Below are 17447 nucleotides of genomic sequence, written 5' to 3'. Positions count from 1 at the left end.
GGCGCGGCGCGGATCAGGCCTGGGCCTCGTAGGCGGCGGCATCCATCAGGCCATCGACGTCGGCGGCATTGTCAGGCTTGATCTTGAAGATCCATTGCTCGTAGGCGGCTTCGTTGATCAGGGCGGGCTGGTCGTTGAGGGCTTCGTTGAAGGCGACGATCTCGCCGGACACCGGCGCGTAGATGTCGGACGCGGCCTTGACGGATTCGACCACGGCTGCGGTATCGCCGGCAGCCAGACGCGCGCCCACTTGAACGTCGCCGACGAAGACCAGGTCGCCGAGCTGATCCTGAGCGTCGTCGGTAATGCCGACCAGGAAGCAATCGCCGTCGGCCTTGACCCATTCGTGGGAGGCCGTGTATTTGCGGTCGTTGGGAATGGACATGATGTACCCCGTTTCAGTGGTGGAGAGAGGAAGGAAAAAACCCGGTCAGACCAAAGCCTGTCCGTTGCGCACAAAGGGCGGGCGCACGATCTCGGCGGGCAGCCACTTGCCGCGGATCTCGACCTCGACCCGGTCGCCCGGTGCCGAGCCGGCCGGCACCCGGGCCAGACCGATGGAAAAGCCCAGCGTGGGCGCCATGGTGCCGCTGGTGAGCTCGCCTTCGCCCTGGGCGGTGCGGACCTTCATGTGGCTGCGCATGATGCCGCGATCCAGCAGCTTCAGGCCGACCAGTTCGCGAGCCTTCGAAGCGGATTCCAGGGCGCTGCGGCCGATGAAGTCGCGTTGCGCGTCTTTGAGCGAAACCGTCCAGGCCAAGCCGGACTCCAGGGGATGGACGGTTTCGTCCATATCCTGGCCGTAGAGGTTCATGCCGGCTTCAAGGCGCAAGGTGTCGCGCGCGCCCAGGCCGCAGGGCCGCACCCCGGCCTGCGCCAGGGCGTCCCAGAAAGCCTTGACGGCGGTGGCGGACAGAACGATCTCGAAGCCGTCCTCGCCGGTATAGCCCGTGCGCGCCACCAGCGTGTTCTCGTCGATCAGCGTGCCGGTGAAAGGCTTGAGGTCTTGCGTGGCGGGCTTCCAGTCGGGATGCACGGACCAGACGGCCTCGCGGGCCCCGGGGCCCTGGACGGCCACCATGGACAGGTCGCGGCGGGCGGTGATCGTGACGCCGAAGGGCTCGGCCTGCTGGCGCATCCAGGCAAGGTCCTTGTCGGCCGTGCCGGCATTGACGACGATGCGCCAACGGTCGGAGGCGAAGAAATAGACGATCAGATCGTCGATGACGCCGCCATCGGGGCGCAACATGCAGGAATACAGGGCCTTGCCCGGCGCGCCGGCGATCTTGGCCACGTCGTTGGCCAGCAGGTGGCGCAGGAAATCGGGGGCGGACGCGCCCGCGATGTCGACGTTGAGCATGTGGGAGACGTCGAACATGCCGGCGGCGCGGCGCACGGCATGGTGCTCTTCGATCTGGGAGCCATAGGCCAGGGGCATGTCCCAGCCGCCGAAGTCGACGATCTTGGCGCCCAGGGCGACGTGGGTTTCGTACAGGGGGGTTTGCGCGGGCATGGAAACTCCGGACGATAAAAGGGGCGGCGGGAATGCCGGCAGCGCCCTTCTGTCCTTTTGCCTGAGAGTTGCCCCGCACTGCGGAGGTTCACCTTCGGCGCCCGCACCCGGATCGGGGAGCGGATCTCTCCAGAATGCTGCGATGCGATGACGGCATCATGCGGGTGGTACGGGGTGCCTGAGCGATTCCGGGCGAATTGCGCCTTCGGCGGCCGCACCCGGTGCGCGGGGGCGGCGCTCTCCCACCCGCATCGGGTGACAGCAAGGATGAAGCATACTCTGAAACGGAGCGATTCAACAATCGCCTCGAATCCATGGCAAGGTTTCAGATGAATCCTTGTTCCCGCCAGCGGGCGCGCGCCCCCTCGTCCACCCCCAAACGATCAAGCACCGCGTCGGTGTGCTCCCCCAGGCCGGGCGCCCGCGACTGGATGCCGCCCGGGGTGGCGGACAACTTCGGCACAATGCCCGGCACCTGGCACGGCGTGCCGTCGGGCAACGGCTGGTCCAGGATCATGTCGCGCGCGCGGTAGTGCGGGTCGGCGGCGATGTCGGCAATGTCGTAGATACGCCCGGCCGGGATGCGCGCCGCGTTCAGGATTTCCAGCACTTCATCCTGGGTACGTTGCGCGGCCCAGTCGCCGATGGCGCCATCGATGTCGGCCACCCGGCCCACGCGGCCGGCATTGTGGGCCAGGCCGGGATCGTCTCCCAGGTCCGTCCGGCCGATCGCCTGCATCAGGCGACGGAAGATGCTGTCGCCGTTGCCCGCGATCAGCACGTAGCCATCGCGGCAGGCGTAGGCGTTGCTGGGCGCGATGCCCGGCAGGCTGCTGCCGGCCGGCTGGCGGACTTCGCCGAACACGGCGTATTCGGGCAACAGGCTTTCCATCATGTTGAACACCGACTCGTACAGCGCCACGTCGACCATCTGGCCCACGCCATCGCGGTCGCGCGCCCGCAGGGCCAGCAACACGCCGATGACGCCGTGCAAGGCCGACAGGGAATCGCCGATGGATACGCCCACGCGCACCGGCGTGCGGCCCGGCTCGCCGCTGAGATGACGCAGGCCGCCCATGGCCTCGGCGACCACGCCGAAGCCGGGCCGGTCGCGGTAGGGGCCCGTCTGTCCGTAGCCCGACACGCGCAGCATGACCAGGCGCGGATTGACGGCACGCAAGTCGTCCCAGCCCAGGCCCCAGGATTCCAGGGTACCGGGCTTGAAGTTCTCGACCACCACGTCGCATTCGGCCGCCAGGCGGCGCACGACGGCCTGGATTTCCGGCTGGCGCAGATCCAGGGTCACCGATTGCTTGTTGCGCGACTGCACCTGCCACCAGACCGAGGTGCCCTCGTGCAGCAGCCGCCAGTTGCGCAGGGGATCGCCCTGACCGGGCGGCTCGATCTTGATGACCTCGGCGCCGAATTCGCCCAGCATCTTGGCGGCGAACGGCCCGGCGATGAGCTGGCCCATTTCCAGGACCCGGATGCCGTCCAGGGGTTTACGCATGATTGTCCTCCGAAACTGTCTGGCCGATTCTATCGCCCCAGGCGGGCGACACGCGCCCTCGCCGCCTCAATCAACCGCCAGCGCCCGCCCGCAGGCCACGCCCGAGGACCAGGCCCACTGGAAGTTGTAGCCGCCCAGCCAGCCGGTGACGTCCACCGCCTCGCCGATCACGTGCAGGCCCGGGCAGCGGCGCGCCTCCAGGCTGCGCTGGTCGAGTTCGCCGGTGTCCACGCCGCCGCTCATGACCTCGGCCTTCTTGTAGCCGGCCGTGCCCGTGGGCCATAAGGTCCAGCGATGGATGCGCTCGCCCAAGGCGCGCAGGCGGCGGTCGGCGACATCGGCCAGGCGCTGTCCGCCCAAGTTCGCCAGATCCTCGTCCCGGGCCGCGCCGTCAGCCGGCCCGGCGGCGGCCAGCCAGGCCTCGGCCAACCGTCGGGGCCAGGCCTGGGCCAGCGCGGCGGCCACGGTCTGGCGGCCGCCGGACTTCGCGGCCACCAGCGCTTCGGCCATGTCGCGGCCGGGCGCCAGGTCGATCCGGATCGGGTCGCCCGGGCGCCAGTGGCTGGAGATCTGCAAAATGCCAGGCCCCGACAGGCCGCGATGCGTGAACAGCAGGTCTTCGAGGAATTCGGCGCGAGCCGGCCGGCGGGATCGTTTGCCGCCGCCCTCCGGCGCGGCCGCCTCGTGCGCCAGGCGCACTTCCAGCGAGACGCCGGCCAGCGCCGCATAGGGCTTCCAGTGATCCGCATCGAACGTCAGCGGCACCAGCGCGGGGCGCGGCTCGACGATACGCAGACCGAACTGGCGGGCGATCCGCAAGCTGAAATCGGTGGCGCCCAACTGCGGGATCGCCATGCCGCCGGTGGCCAGCACCAGCCGGGCGGCCCGGATCGGCCCCGCCTCGGTATCCAGCCGGAAGCCGCCGGTTTCCCGGCCCACGCCGCGGACGGTGCAAGGCATGCGCCACTGCACGCCGCCCGCCTCGCACTCGCGGCGCAGCACCTCGATGACGGATTCGCTGGAATCGTCGCAGAACAACTGGCCCCGGTGCTTTTCATGCCAGGACACGCGATGCGCGCGTAGCAGATCCAGGAAATCCGCCGGGCCGTAGGCGCGCAGGGCGGAGCGGCAGAAATCGGGATTGCGCGACAGGAACTGCGCGGGGCTGGTGCCCAGATTGGTGAAGTTGCAGCGCCCGCCGCCGGAGATGCGGATCTTCTCGGCGAGGCGCTGCGCATGATCGACCAACACCACCCGCAGGCCGCGGTGCGCCGCCACGGCGGCGGCCATCATGCCGGCAGCGCCGGCGCCGATCACCGCCGCGTCGAAACGGGCATCCACAGGATCAGGCGCCTTCCCGGATGCAGTCCACGTAGTAGTGCCGCCGGCCCTGCTCGTCCGTTTCGTACGCCAGCCCGTGGACATCGGTCTCGAAGCCCGGAAACTGCTGGTTGAATTCCTGGGTGAACTTGAGGTAATCTACGATGTCGCGATTGAAGCGTTCACCCGGGATCAGCAGCGGGATGCCCGGCGGATAGGGCGTCAGCAGCACCCCGGTGACGCGGCCTTCCAATTGATCGACGGGCACGCGCTCGACCTCGCGGTGGGCCATGCGCGCATAGGCGTCGGCCGGGCGCATGGCCGGCACCATGTCGCTGAGATACACCCGCGTAGTCAGGCGCGCGAAGTCGTAGTGGCGGTAGGCCTCGTGGATCCGCTGGCACAGGTCGCGCAGGCCCATGCGCTCGTAGCGCTTGTGCGAACGGCTGAATTCCGGCAGCACCCGCCATAGGGGCTGGTTGCGGTCGTAGTCGTCCTTGAACTGCTGCAGAGCGGTCAGCAGGGTGTTCCAGCGGCCCTTGGTGATGCCGATGGTGAACAGGATGAAGAAGGAATACAGCCCGGTCTTCTCGACCACCACGCCGTGTTCGACCAGATAGCGGGAAACCAGCGCCGCCGGAATGCCGGAATCGGCGAACGTGCCCGAGATGTCCAGCCCCGGCGTCACCACCGTGGCCTTGATCGGGTCGAGCATGTTGAAGCCTTCGGCCAGGTCGCCGAAACCGTGCCATTCGTCGCCCGAGCCCAGGATCCAGTCCTCGCGGTTGCCGATGCCTTCGGACACCAGGCGGTTGGGCCCCCAGACCTTGAACCACCAGTCGTTCTTGCCGAACTCGGACTCGACCTTGCGCATGGCGCGGCGGAAGTCCAGCGCCTCGCGGATGGACTCCTCGACCAGCGCCGTGCCGCCGGGCGGTTCCATCATGGCCGCCGCCACGTCGCAGGACGCGATGATGGCGTACTGGGGCGAGGTCGAGGTGTGCATCAGGAAGGCCTCGTTGAAGAGGTTCCGGTCCAGCTTGCGATCCTCGGAATCCTGCACCACGATCTGCGAAGCCTGCGACAGGCCGGCCAGCAGTTTGTGCGTGGAGTGCGTCGCGTAGATCATCGTATCCTGGCTGCGCGGCCGGTTCGGGCCGATGGCGTGCATGTCCTCGTAGAACTCGTGGAAGGCCGCGTGCGGCAGCCATGCCTCATCGAAATGCAGGGTGTCGATTTCCGAGCCGAGCTTTTCCTTGATCATCTCGACGTTGTAGATCACGCCGTCATAGGTGCTCTGGGTCAGCGTCAGAATGCGTGGACGCTTGTTGGCGGCCTCGCGCGCGAAGGGATTGGCCTCGATCTTCTTGCGGATGTTCTCGGGGTCGAACTCTTCGAGGGGAATCGGGCCGATGATGCCCAGGTGGTTGCGCGTGGGGCGCAGGAACACCGGGATCGCGCCGGTCATGGTGATGGCGTGCAGGATCGACTTGTGGCAGTTGCGGTCCACCACCACCACGTCGCCGGCGGCCACGTTGGCATGCCAGACGATCTTGTTGGACGTGGATGTGCCATTGGTGACGAAGAAGCAATGGTCGGCGTGGAAGATGCGCGCCGCGTTACGCTCGGATTCGGCCACCGGGCCGGTGTGGTCCAGCAACTGGCCCAGTTCGTCCACCGCGTTGCAGACGTCGGCGCGCAGCATGTTCTCGCCGAAGAACTGGTGAAACATCTGGCCCACGGGGCTCTTGAGAAAAGCCACCCCGCCCGAATGCCCCGGACAATGCCAGGAATAGGAGCCGTCGGAGGCGTATTCCAGCAACTCGCGGAAGAACGGCGGCGGCAGGCTGTCCAGATAGGCGCGCGCCTCGCGGATGATATGGCGCGCGACGAACTCCGGCGTGTCCTCGAACATATGGATGAAGCCGTGCAGTTCGCGCAGGATGTCGTTGGGGATGTGCTGCGAGGTGCGCGTTTCCCCATACAGATAGATGGGGATGTCCTCGTTGCGAAAGCGCAGTTCGCCGATGAAGGCGCGCAGGTTCTTGATCGCGTTGGCGACGTCCTGGGGGGAATCCTCGTCGAACTCCTCGTCGTCGATCGACAGGATGAAGGCGCTGGCGCGGCTTTGCTGCTGCGCGAAGGAGCTGAGGTCGCCATAGCTGGTGACCCCCAGGACCTCGACGCCTTCGGCTTCGATGGCCGACGCCAGCGCGCGAATGCCGAAGCCCGAGGCGTTCTCGGAGCGATAGTCTTCGTCGATGATGACGATGGGAAAACGAAATTTCATGGCATTCACCGTATCGGGCCCGGGACCCCGGAAGAACCCCGGCCCCGGGCGCACGCCCGGGGCCGGAACAGCCAGCATGGCTGGGCGTGCACTACGTGCGTGGCAGCGTGACCCCTTGCTGTCCCTGGTACTTGCCGCCCCGGTCTGCGTAGGAAGTCTCGCAGACCTCGTCGCTTTCGAAGAACAGCATCTGGGCGCAGCCCTCGCCCGCGTAGATCTTCGCCGGCAGGGGGGTGGTGTTGGAAAATTCCAGCGTCACGTGGCCTTCCCATTCGGGCTCAAGCGGCGTGACGTTGACGATGATGCCGCAGCGGGCATAGGTGCTTTTGCCCAGGCAGACGGTCAGCACGGAACGCGGGATGCGGAAGTACTCGACCGTGCGTGCCAGGGCGAAAGAGTTGGGCGGAATGATGCAGACGTCGCCACGGAAATCCACGAAGGACTTCTCATCGAAGGCCTTGGGATCGACGATGGTGGAGTTGATGTTCGTGAAGATCTTGAATTCGTCGGCGCAGCGCACGTCGTAGCCATAGCTGCTGGTGCCGTAGCTGACGATCCGCTGGCCGTCGACCGAGCGCACCTGGCCGGGCTCGAAGGGTTCGATCATGCCGGCCTGCGCAGCGCGCCGGATCCAGCGGTCGTTTTTGATGCTCATGGGCGCCCTCTGTTCAAAGTTGGCGCTATTTTAAGACACATCACGCCCCCGCGGCCCGTTCAATCCCTGGAAAACCAGCGATAGACCAGCGCCAGGCCGTTGACGGTGCCCGCAGTCACCTCGGCCTGCAGGCCGCGCATCAGCCGGTAGCTCAAGCGCGCCACGGTGCCGGTCTGCGCCAGGGCCTGCTCCAGGCTCAGCCTCAAATCCTTGCTCAGAGTCTTGCCGGCCAGGACGAAACGCTGCTCGATGGGGCTGGCGCCCATGTCCAGGCCGCTGACCACGCTCTCGACCGGCAGGATGCTGCCGGAGCTGCCCAGTTCGCCCGAGCGCATGCTCAGTTCGTCCAGCCCGAACCGCTTGTAGAACGGCTCGCCGCCCGACAGAAAAGATCCGCCCACGGAAAACAGCAGCGACACATCCGCGCCCCCCTGGTCCGGGCCATGGCCCAGCAACAGCCAGGACAGCTTCTCGGTCTCGCTGACTTCGGGGCGCGACATCAGGTCGATGCGTGGACGCCGGGCGGTGCCGGCCACCTGAACGCCGGCCTGCACCGCGACATCGGTGCGCAAGGCCTGGATATCGAGCACGGGATTGGCCACATCGCCCTGGAAGGTGATGGTGCCGCGCCGCAGTTGCAGCCGTTGCCCGTAGGCACTGATGGCGCCGCCCCGGGTGCGCAACTGGCCCAGCGCCGTGAGCTTGCCATCATTCAAGTGCAGGTCCATGCTGCCGATCAGGCCTGAATCCAGGCCGAAGCCGGTCAGGTAAAAGCGCGGCCCCAGGTCGATCGTCAGGTCGGCCCGCAGGTCCAGCGGCGGCGGCGCAGGCTCGGCCGCCTCGGCGCCCGGCTCGAGAATCACGACGTCGCCATCCAGGGAGGGAATGGCGTTGAGCATGTCCAGATCGAACCAGCCCGCGTCAGCGGTGATCTTGCCGCCGATGCGGATTTCCGGAAGGGTCGCCGCAACCTCCAGGTTGCCGCTGACCATGGCATAGCGGTCGGAACGCTGCAGGATCGGGTAGCGGTGGAAGGCGACGTCCACCCGCCCTTCCTGTGTAAGCAGATCCCAGGCCCCGGACAGCGACAGCGAGCCGCCCTGGGCGTCGGGCTCCTCCGCGATCCAGGTGGCGGTGCGCCATTCCTTGGGCACGACCCGGCGCACCGCCGGAAAGCGCAGCCGGTCCAGCAGGACGCGCGCGCCGTCGAAATGAGCCTGCAGGGTGCCGTCCAGCAGCCGCACGCCCTGGTCGGCGATCAGCAGACGCAAGCCGTCGCCGCGCAGCGGGCCGGACAGAATCCAGCGCCCATCCGGCCGGCTGCGGCCCTGGATGTCGGCATGCAAGGTGCCGCCGATTTCCATCGCCCCGCCCAGCAGCAGATTGACCCAGGCCAGATCCTCGGATTCGGCCTGGAAATGCAGATGCCGCTCGTCCTGCGGCCGCAGGACGAGCCCGCCCCCCGGAGTGGCGTGGATCGGGGTATCGGCCCGCAGGCGCATGCTGCCCAGTTTGCGCGTGCGTACCTGGAGATCGGCGGCGGCGCGGCTGAGTCCGGGGCCGCTGCGCCGGATGGCGATGTCCAGGCGGGCGTCCTCCAGGCCCAGCTCGATGGGCACGTCGCCGGGCACGGTCAGATCGCCGCTGCGGCGGGCCAGACGGATCTCGCCGCTCAAGGCATCGTCGAACTTCAGATTCCAGTCCAGAACCGCATCCAGACGGCTGCGTATCGCCTCTTCGGACAACGCGGTCCGCACCCCGCCCTGCCGGGCCTGGGCGCGGCCCAGCCAGGTCTGCAGTCGCAGAATGCGCTCCGGAGTGAAGGTCAACGGATCGATGCGGCCGCGCGTTTCCCAATGGCCCTGCCCGCCCGCCGAGGCCTGATGGCGGACGCCGAGCAGGGGTTCGCCCTCCAGCGCCAGCCCGAAGACCGCCTGGCCGATCCGCCAGCCGCCATCGGCGGCCACCGACAACGGCACGGCCGCCTCGCTCTTCAGGACCAGGCCGGCGTGCTCGGCACGCAGGCCGGTCAGCCGTCCTTGCCAGCCCTGCGCCTGCGTCCAGCCGCCGCCGACAGCCAGATCCAGGCTCACGGGGGCCTCGCCGGGCACGCCGTCCCGGGCGTCCGGCACCGCATAGCGGGCTTTCAGGCGGCCCTGATGGCCGGACAGCGGGCCGGAAACGTCGAAATCCAGCTCCGCCCCGCCCGGCAGGCCGGGCCACAGCGCCGCCAGTTCCGGCAGCCGGGCCTGCAACGACACGCGCACGGCATCGGCCGATGCATCCGCTTCGGCCTGGATCCGGTCCGGCCCCAGGGTCAGGTCGGCCTTCAGGCCCGCCGCCCGCAGCTCGAGAAGATCCGCCGGCGTCCCCGTCTGCGCATCGAACAGCGCACCGCCCCGCCGCGACAGGCGCTCCAGCCGGAGCGTGCCCGCCAGCGGCCGGCCATTCCAGCGGTTGGGGCCGTCGAACGCCACATCCAGGCCCAGGTCGTGCAGCCGCTGCGCGTCATCCAGCCGCACCAGCAGCCCGCCCGTGAGGTTGAGCAGCGTCGGGCCGAGCCCCGGCGGCAGCCAGGGGTCGGGGCGCAGTTGGCGCACGGCCCACTGCACCCTCACCGGCCGCAAGCCATCCGCACCCCGCGCCTGCGGCGTCACATCGAGCGTCAGGCGGGCATCGCCTGGCAGCGCCAGATCCACCTGCGCGGCTCCCAGCGGGAACGCCTGGCCCGGCAGCAGATCGGCCTGTGCCTGAAGCGCCAGACCCTCGCCGCGCCCGTCGGCTTGCACGTGCAGGGCCTGCAGCGTGCCCGCCATGCGCAGGTGGAGATCGATCCGGCAGGCCTCGCCGGCCGCCGCATCGCCATTGCCCTCCTTTCCGGCCGCCAGCAGCCGCCGCAGGCAGACCGGCGACCCGGCGCTGCGATCCTGGGCGGTTCCGTGCAGATTGAGCTCGAAAGGCCAGGGGGCCGCCAGGCCGCGCAGAGCCAAGTGGCCGTCAAACTGCAGCAGCGTCTCCTGATGCGAAGCCTGCAGATGGTTCAGCGTGACGGTCGCCGTCCGCGCATCCAGAGTCATGGAGGTCGAGACCGCCAGCAGGTCGGCGGGCAGCGGCTCGCCGTCGATGCGCACGCCCAGGCCGCCGAGCGCCAGCCGGTCGACCCGCAGACCCAGCGGCAAGGCCGACATCTGGAAGGGGCCGCCCTCGGCGGCGGGCGCGGCGTCCTGCGCCGCAGTGCGCACATCCACGTCCACGCGCGCGGCCGACAAGTCGTTGATGTGCAGGCGGCGATCCAGCAGTTCCGGCCAGAGCGTCTTGAGATGCAGGCCGGTCACGCGCACGTCCAGATCGGGCAGAGCGATCGACAGGCCCTCGACATACAGGCCGTCGATCACGGTGCCGCGCACGCCATGGGCTTCGCCGCCCAATTGTTCGGCCGCCGTGCGCAGCAGCCAGCGGGTGCCCGCCGTGCTGGCGACGCACCAGGCGGCGAACCCGATGGCCAGCAGCAGCGCCAGCACGATGGGCGGCAGCCCCCAGAGACTGAAGGCCCGCAGGCCGCGCCAGAGCCGCGCCCTCAAAACGCAATCCCCAGAGAGAACTGGAGGCGCAGGCGGCGGTCCTTCTGCGCCCAGGCCAGGTCGACATAGAACGGTCCGGCCGGCGTGCGCACCGCCAGGCCGGCGCCGTAGCCCAGGTGCCAGTCGAACTGCCCGAAGGACTCGGCGGCGTCGCCCGCATCGATGAACAGGTTGGCGCCCAGGATATCGGTGAAATAATGTGTGTACTCGATGCTGGCCACGCCCAGCACGGGCGCGCCGATGACGGCGTCGCCGCGCTGCAGGCCGATGCTCTGGTAGCGATAGCCGCGAATGCTGCGCGAACCGCCGGTGCGCCAGGAAAAATCCTGCGGCAGGCGGTCGGTATGCGCCCAGACCTTGCCGACCTCGCCGCGCACGGTCAGCACGTCGCGCTCGCCGATGGGCCACCACTGCTGGGCGCGCAGGCTGCTGCGGTAAAAGGTCTTGCCATCGTCCAGCGTCGAACCCACGCCGAGACCGAATTCGACCAGATTGCCCTCGCGCGGATCGTACTTCGCGTCCACGTCGCGGCGCAGCCACTGCCAGGTGGCCGCCCAACTGGGCACCTCGTAGCGCGAGGCGCCGGAGATGCGAGTCTTGTCGTAGGCGACCAGCCCTCCCCAGCGGACTTCGTACTCGACGCGGCTGTCGCCGGCCGCCTTGCGCGTCTGGCTGCGTTTCCAGCCCAGGCCGGCGCGGCTGGTCTCCAGGCCCTCGATGTCCGAATGGTCGTAGAGCAGGCCGAAGCTGTCCTTGCTGCCGTCCATATGAGGCGGCAGATGCACGTCGAAAAAAGCGCGCTGCCGTTTCATATCAACGCCGGCGCCGGTCTCGATCCAGACCGGCAAGCCGTAGACGACGTTCTGGCGGTACAGGCCTTCCACCCGTACGCCATGATCGCTGTCCGCGCCCAGCGAGCCGCTGGCATAGCGGGCGGGGCTTTCCGTCACCTGGACACGCACGGGCAACGTCACGGGATCGCTGCCCTCGGGGCGCGCGGGCGGCGCAGAAGCGGGCGCCGCCGTCCCCCCGCGCGGCGCATCGGCCGCCGGCGCCGTGCCGTCGTCCAGCGTCACGAAGGCGCCGCGAAAAAACGTGGTGGACTGCAAGGCTTGCTGCCAGTCCTCCAGACGCGTCTGATCGTAGGCTTCGCCCGGATCGTAGCGCACGTAGCGCCGGATGAGCGACTCGGGCACCCGCTTCAGGCCGATGATCCGCAGTTCGCCCAGCCGGACCGGCGGGCCGCTGTCGAGCGCGACGTCCAGGTCGGCCTTGGCCGACCAAGGCTCGACCGCGGCCCGGGTCTGCGCATAGCGGGCGTAATAGAAATCCTGCCGCGAAGCGGCCTCCAGGAGTTCGGTCTTGGCCCGGCTCCAGTCGTCGTTGATGAAGGGCATCCCTTCTTTGAGCAGCCAGAGGTCGCGCAACGACTGGCGGCGCGCGGCATAAGCGTCATCGGCGATCGCCCCCTGGAACCGCAGGCCGAGGTGGCGCACCCGGGCGCGCTCGCCGATGTCGATCACGATGTCCCAGAACTCGCCGGCGTCACCCTCGCCCGGCGTGACGTCCAGCGTGACGGTCGCGTCGAAATACCCCTGGGTCCGCAAGGCGGCCTGGGCGGCCTCCCAGGCGCGCCGCCTCAGGCGTGAGACTTCGCGCACATCCTGGTCTTCGGTGAGGCGGGTAATGGCACCCACCGCATCGGTAATGGCCTGTAACACTTTCGGCGGCGCGCCGCCCGGATCGACGATGACTTGCGGAGGCGCGGCCAGCGCGGGTGCGCAGGCCGCGAACCCCAGGCAGAGCAGCACGCGGCGCGCCCTGAGGAAGCCCTGATCAGACCGGCCCGGCTGCCGCATACCCGCGATGGACTTGATCAGCGCATCCCCGGACATCAGCTCGTGCGGGCGACGACGCGCGGCCGCGTGGCGGAATCGTCCAGCGGCTGCCCGGCCACGTGGATGGCCAGCCGGCGGGCGATGTCTTGATAGCGGCGCGCGGCCTCGCCATCGGGCGAGGCGACGACGCTGGGCCGCCCGGAGTCGGTTTCCTGACGGATATCGAGCTGCAGCGGCAGCGCGCCCAGCCAGGGCAGATGATAGGTGGCCGCCAACTGGCGGCCGCCGTCCTGGCCGAAGATCGGCTCGGCATGCCCGCAGTTGGAGCACACATGGACGGACATGTTTTCTACGATCCCCAGCACCGGGACATCCACCTTCTGGAACATGATCAGGCCCTTGCGGGCGTCGGCCAGGGCCAGATCCTGGGGCGTGGTGACGATGATCGCTCCCGTGAGCGGAACCTTCTGGGCCATGGTGAGGGCAATATCGCCTGTTCCCGGAGGCATGTCCACGATCAGGTAATCCAGATCGTTCCAATTCGTAAGGGAAAGCAATTGAGTCAGCGCCTGCGTGACCATGGGGCCGCGCCAGATGGCCGGGCCATCGTCATCCATCAGGAACCCGATGGAATTAGCCTGCAGGCCGTGGCCGATCATGGGTTCCATGCTCTTGCCGTCCGCGCTCTTGGGCTTGCCCGAAAGGCCCAGCATGATGGGCACGCTGGGGCCGTAGATGTCGGCATCCAGCAGGCCCACGCGCGCGCCCTGGCTGTGCAGGGCGAGGGCCAGGTTGACGGCCGTGGTGCTCTTGCCAACCCCGCCCTTGCCGGACGCCACGGCAATCACATTGCGCACGTTTTCCAGGGTGCGCAGCCCGCGCTGGACCGCGTGGGCGACGATCTTCGACTGGAAGGCGAGCGTGCCCAGACGCACGCCGGCGGCGTCCAGCGCGGCGCGGATGGCGGCATCCAGGGCCCGCTCGCCATTGAACAAGGGATAGCCGAGGGTTACAGTGATGTCGAAAGCGTCGCCCGAAGCGGCAATTTGCAGGTCGGATTCCGTCACCGCCAGCGTTTTCCGGGTATCGGGATTGATGACCCTGGACAGGATCGCGCGGATGTCCTGTATCGTGGTAGACATATGAGGGGTCCGGAAGAAAACAATCGAAACCACAAGCATAGCGGATTCCCCTGGAAATCCGCCGATTGACCCCAATATGAAGAGGCATGGCGCGCTTCCGGAACCGGCCGGACGCCACTGCCGCCCGGCGTCCGGCCGCGCCTCGCACGCAACCTTTTCCGGCCACAGGAGTCCAAGTCTCATGAATTTCATCCAACAAGCCCTGCGCGCCGCCCTGTTCCTCGTCCTGGCCTTTTTCGGCCTGGTGATGGCCTTTGTCTTCATGGCTTCGACCCTTCTGGCGATCGGCGTCCTGTACATCGTCGCCCGGATCAAGGGCCGGCCCTTCGGCGTCAAGGCCTACTGGGCCGAGCGCCGCCGCCCGCCCATGCCGACGCGCCCCGGCGCCCGGGCGGGCCAGCCGGCGCGCGAGCGGGATGTGACGGATATCGAGATGCGGGAGATTCCTTGATCTGAGCACCGGCATGCCAAAAAATTGGCATGCCGGTGCCCACAGTGCTGACTATGAGCCACGACCACAGCACCTGACACGCCAGACTTGCGATGGCCGCACTAGGGCAACTTGGCGATCACCTTGATCTCAAAGTCATAGCCATAGAGCCAAGTGACTCCTACCGCAGTCAGCGTCGGATAGGGTGGATCCCCCCAATAATCGGGTACTACCGACCAAACATCCTCAAATGTCGACGCGGGGTCCACCATAAATATGGTCACGTCTATCACGTCATCAAAGCTACAGCCAGCCTCGGCCAGAAGGGCATTCAAGTTTTCGAAAGCCTGGCGAACTTGTGCTTTCAGTCCCTGCTGCGGCGAACCATCCTCCAGACTTCCGACCTGCCCCGACACAAAAAGAAAACCGTTTGATCGAATCGCCGGCGAGTAGCGATTCTTCTCGTACAGCGCCTGACGTTTGGGTGGAAAAACAACCTCGCGCGTTGTCATGGGGTTTACTCCATATTGAGTCAACCGACTCCAAATCGAATCGGCACAGCCAGCACTTTAAAGATCCTTTCTTTGAGGATAAACTGGCAACCCTGGTCAACATTGTTTGCAAAATCCAAACAATAAAAAATCTTCAAGGAACACAATGGATCGCTTCAATGCGATGCAGGCCTTCACTCGCGTCGTAGAAACCGGCAGTTTCACCAAGGCCGCCGAGACGCTGAATATGAGCCGAACTACCGTGACACAGCTCGTGCAGCAATTGGAGGCCCGCCTGCGCGTCAGACTGATGAACAGGACAACCCGCAAGGTGAGCGTCACCGCAGATGGTGCCGCCTACTACGAACGTGTACTGCGATTGTTGGCCGACATGGACGATGCCGAAACCAGTCTGTCAAGCTCAATGACAACTCCCCGTGGAAGATTGCGGGTAGACGTGCCCAGCCCGTTTGCCAGCATGATGCTAATTCCCGCCTTACCGCAGTTCTACGCCAAATACCCGGATATTCAATTGCATCTGGGGGTCAGTGATCGCGTGATCGATCTCATCGATGAGAACGTGGATTGCGTGGTGCGAGGTGGCGAAATCACCACTCAGTCATTGGTGGCGCGGCATATTGGCGATCTGCCGCTGGGCGTTTATGCATCGCCTGCCTATCTGGCAGATAGAGGCCCACCCTCTCACCCCCATGAACTCGCAACTCCACATCACCGTATCGTCGGATTTTTTTGGTCTCGCTCCCGGCGTGTTTTCTCGCCCACCATGCATCGCGGCAATGAACTCCTTAACGTGCAAGGCCACTACTCGTTGGTAGTAGACGATGGCAACGCCTATGTGGCAGCGGGTGTCGCAGGATTGGGGGCGCTTTGGCTACCCACCTACGCGGCCGAGCCCCATATCGAGCGTGGCGATTTGGTGCCGTTATTCATCGATTGGAAAATAGATGCTATGCCGCTGTATGTCGCATTTCAATCGAATCGGTATGTCAGCGCGAAACTGCGCCTATTCATTGATTGGGTTATCGAGTTAATGGCGCAGCCCCAAGCACGGTAAGCCACAGATCATTGCCCCTACTCTGGAACAGCAGCGACGTCGGTCACGCTGGTGTCGCATCATCGATTGGAAAACGTTCCAGCCGCGATGGCAGCCAGCGTCACGCGCGAAGCATCGAGGAAACGGCCAAGCTGGCCACATGTACGGTTTCCAGAAGGGTGTTCACGCCCTTTCCAGCACGAGCCTGCGCGGAAAGCCCAATCATCAGTGTGCTGATGTACTCCGCCAGTTGTGCTGCAATGGCGGGATGCCGGTCGGCTATGTAGCTGCGGATGACTTCAACGGCAGCATGATGCGCAGCGCGTGCAATCGCACGCGCTTCTTCATCGCTGCAACGACACCCCTCCAGCACGATGCATCCCGTGGCAGCGGGATCAGTGGCATAACGACGAGCCGCTTCTTCAAGCATGGTGGTGATGCATTCCACCACAGGATGGTCAGGGCGCAAGATGTCCGCAAGCGGAATGGCCCCGTGGTCCGCATACCGGTTGATGATGCGCTCGTAGAGGCCTGCTTTGCTTTGAAAGGCCGAATAGAAACTGGGGGGGTTGATGCCCAACGCCTCAGTCACGTCCGACACGCTGACAGCCTCGTAGCCTCGGGCATGAAACAGCCGCTGAGCCGTCGCGACGGCCTCCCCGACATCGAATTGACGGGGGCGGCCTCGGGGTTTTGTTAATTTTGTAGTCATAACTATAAAAATAGTCTAATATCGCCATCAGCGCATTTATTGTAGTGCGCACTACACATTATACCCAGAGGTGTTTAATGGCTGTGTTCGATAAAAAATCTGTGTTGGTGCTGGGCGGAAGTCGCGGGATTGGAGCGGCCATTGTGCGGCGCTTTGCTGCAGATGGCGCAAATGTAACGTTCACCTATTCAGCATCCCAAGCGGCCGCCGAAAGGCTTGCTGCCGAGACGGCCAGCAAGGCCGCCCAAACAGACAGCGCCGACCGGGCTGCTGTCATCTCACAAGTGCGCGATAGCGGCCCCCTAGACGTGCTGGTCGTGAATGCCGGAATCGCACTCTTCGGCGATGCGCTCGAGCTTGATCCGGATGCCGTGGATCGCTTGTTCAAAATCAACGTGCATGCACCTTATCATGCCTCTGTCGAGGCGGCACGTCGTATGCCCCCAGGAGGCCGGATCATCATCATTGGATCGGTGAATGGAGACCGGATGCCCGTACCCGGCATGGCAGCGTATGCGCTCAGCAAGTCCGCCCTGCAGGGGTTGGCTCGAGGCCTGGCGCGCGACTTCGGTCCACGCGGTATCACCGTGAACGTCGTTCAGCCCGGCCCCATCGACACGGACGCAAATCCGGCCGATGGGCCGATGAAAGACTTGTTGCACGGATTCATGGCTCTCAAACGCCACGGCCGGCCAGAAGAGGTCGCGGCATGGGTGGCATGGCTGGCGGGTCCAGAAGCCAGCTTCGTGACTGGGGCGATGCACACAATCGACGGCGCGTTCGGAGCCTAGCGGATAGCTCTATCACTCACGAAATAGCGTCTTCAGACGGGTTCTGGAGACGCTACGGAATCAATTCAAGAATAGATCTGTGCGAGCAACGGGACCGCATGACAACGCCCCCCGCCTGAT

14 protein-coding genes and 2 riboswitches are annotated in these 17447 nt (G+C 66.2%); of the genes, 3 read left to right on the top strand and 11 right to left on the bottom strand.

Annotated features, from left to right (window positions below; genetic code table 11):
- Positions 1–13: 13 nt before the first annotated feature.
- From gcvH to apbC, 9 genes are all read right to left on the bottom strand, one after another.
- On the bottom strand, positions 14–385 hold the full coding sequence (gcvH, locus tag ABRZ00_RS08705) for a glycine cleavage system protein GcvH (protein WP_368642296.1): 372 nt from the start codon (positions 383–385) through the stop codon (positions 14–16).
- A gap of 45 nt (positions 386–430) precedes the next feature.
- Positions 431–1513: a glycine cleavage system aminomethyltransferase GcvT gene (gene gcvT, locus ABRZ00_RS08700; RefSeq protein ID WP_368642297.1), complete on the bottom strand. Its 1083-nt coding sequence runs from the start codon at positions 1511–1513 to the stop codon at positions 431–433.
- 39 nt (positions 1514–1552) lie between these two features.
- A riboswitch (glycine riboswitch) is annotated at positions 1553–1656 on the bottom strand.
- Between the two features lie 12 nt (positions 1657–1668).
- Positions 1669–1768, bottom strand: a riboswitch (glycine riboswitch).
- A 70-nt stretch (positions 1769–1838) separates the two neighbouring features.
- A complete protein-coding gene (locus ABRZ00_RS08695; protein WP_368642298.1) occupies positions 1839–3023 on the bottom strand; it encodes a CaiB/BaiF CoA transferase family protein in 1185 nt (394 codons plus the stop codon).
- Between the two features lie 66 nt (positions 3024–3089).
- On the bottom strand, positions 3090–4364 hold the full coding sequence (locus tag ABRZ00_RS08690) for an NAD(P)/FAD-dependent oxidoreductase (protein ID WP_368642299.1): 1275 nt from the start codon (positions 4362–4364) through the stop codon (positions 3090–3092).
- A 4-nt stretch (positions 4365–4368) separates the two neighbouring features.
- On the bottom strand, positions 4369–6633 hold the full coding sequence (locus ABRZ00_RS08685; protein ID WP_343836389.1) for an arginine/lysine/ornithine decarboxylase: 2265 nt from the start codon (positions 6631–6633) through the stop codon (positions 4369–4371).
- 91 nt (positions 6634–6724) lie between these two features.
- Complete coding sequence (gene dcd, locus ABRZ00_RS08680) at positions 6725–7288, bottom strand: dCTP deaminase (RefSeq protein WP_343836392.1); 564 nt, start codon at positions 7286–7288, stop codon at positions 6725–6727.
- Positions 7289–7347: 59 nt separating this feature from the next.
- The gene (locus ABRZ00_RS08675) at positions 7348–10869 is read right to left on the bottom strand and encodes a translocation/assembly module TamB domain-containing protein (RefSeq protein ID WP_368642300.1); all 3522 of its coding nucleotides are present in this window, start codon (positions 10867–10869) and stop codon (positions 7348–7350) included.
- On the bottom strand, positions 10866–12764 hold the full coding sequence (locus ABRZ00_RS08670) for an autotransporter assembly complex family protein (protein WP_368642301.1): 1899 nt from the start codon (positions 12762–12764) through the stop codon (positions 10866–10868). Before ABRZ00_RS08670 ends, ABRZ00_RS08675 begins: the two co-directional genes overlap by 4 nt.
- On the bottom strand, positions 12764–13849 hold the full coding sequence (gene apbC / locus ABRZ00_RS08665) for an iron-sulfur cluster carrier protein ApbC (RefSeq protein ID WP_368642302.1): 1086 nt from the start codon (positions 13847–13849) through the stop codon (positions 12764–12766). Before apbC ends, ABRZ00_RS08670 begins: the two co-directional genes overlap by 1 nt.
- 181 nt (positions 13850–14030) lie before the next feature.
- Here apbC and ABRZ00_RS08660 point away from each other — a divergent pair, with 181 nt between their 5' ends.
- Entirely contained in the window at positions 14031–14300 is a 270-nt protein-coding gene (locus tag ABRZ00_RS08660) for a hypothetical protein (RefSeq protein WP_368642303.1), read from the top strand.
- Between the two features lie 101 nt (positions 14301–14401).
- On the opposite strand, the gene ABRZ00_RS08655 is transcribed toward ABRZ00_RS08660, so the two are convergent.
- Complete coding sequence (locus ABRZ00_RS08655; RefSeq protein WP_368642304.1) at positions 14402–14791, bottom strand: RidA family protein; 390 nt, start codon at positions 14789–14791, stop codon at positions 14402–14404.
- Between the two features lie 145 nt (positions 14792–14936).
- Between ABRZ00_RS08655 and ABRZ00_RS08650 the strand changes: the two genes are divergently transcribed.
- Positions 14937–15845 (top strand): LysR family transcriptional regulator, encoded by a 909-nt coding sequence (locus ABRZ00_RS08650; protein ID WP_368642305.1) that lies wholly within the window; start codon positions 14937–14939, stop codon positions 15843–15845.
- A 100-nt stretch (positions 15846–15945) separates the two neighbouring features.
- Here the strand turns inward: ABRZ00_RS08650 and ABRZ00_RS08645 are convergent, their stop codons facing one another.
- On the bottom strand, positions 15946–16536 hold the full coding sequence (locus ABRZ00_RS08645; protein ID WP_368642306.1) for a TetR/AcrR family transcriptional regulator: 591 nt from the start codon (positions 16534–16536) through the stop codon (positions 15946–15948).
- 77 nt (positions 16537–16613) lie between these two features.
- Between ABRZ00_RS08645 and bdcA the strand changes: the two genes are divergently transcribed.
- The gene (gene bdcA, locus ABRZ00_RS08640; protein ID WP_368642307.1) at positions 16614–17327 is read left to right on the top strand and encodes an SDR family oxidoreductase; all 714 of its coding nucleotides are present in this window, start codon (positions 16614–16616) and stop codon (positions 17325–17327) included.
- The last annotated feature ends 120 nt before the right edge of the window (positions 17328–17447 follow it).

The sequence above is a fragment of the Castellaniella ginsengisoli genome, from assembly GCF_040955415.1.
Taxonomy (GTDB): Bacteria; Pseudomonadota; Gammaproteobacteria; order Burkholderiales; family Burkholderiaceae_B; genus Castellaniella; species Castellaniella ginsengisoli.
The sequence above is the reverse complement of the archived record's forward strand: the minus strand, read 5'-3'. Positions and strand labels throughout refer to the sequence as shown.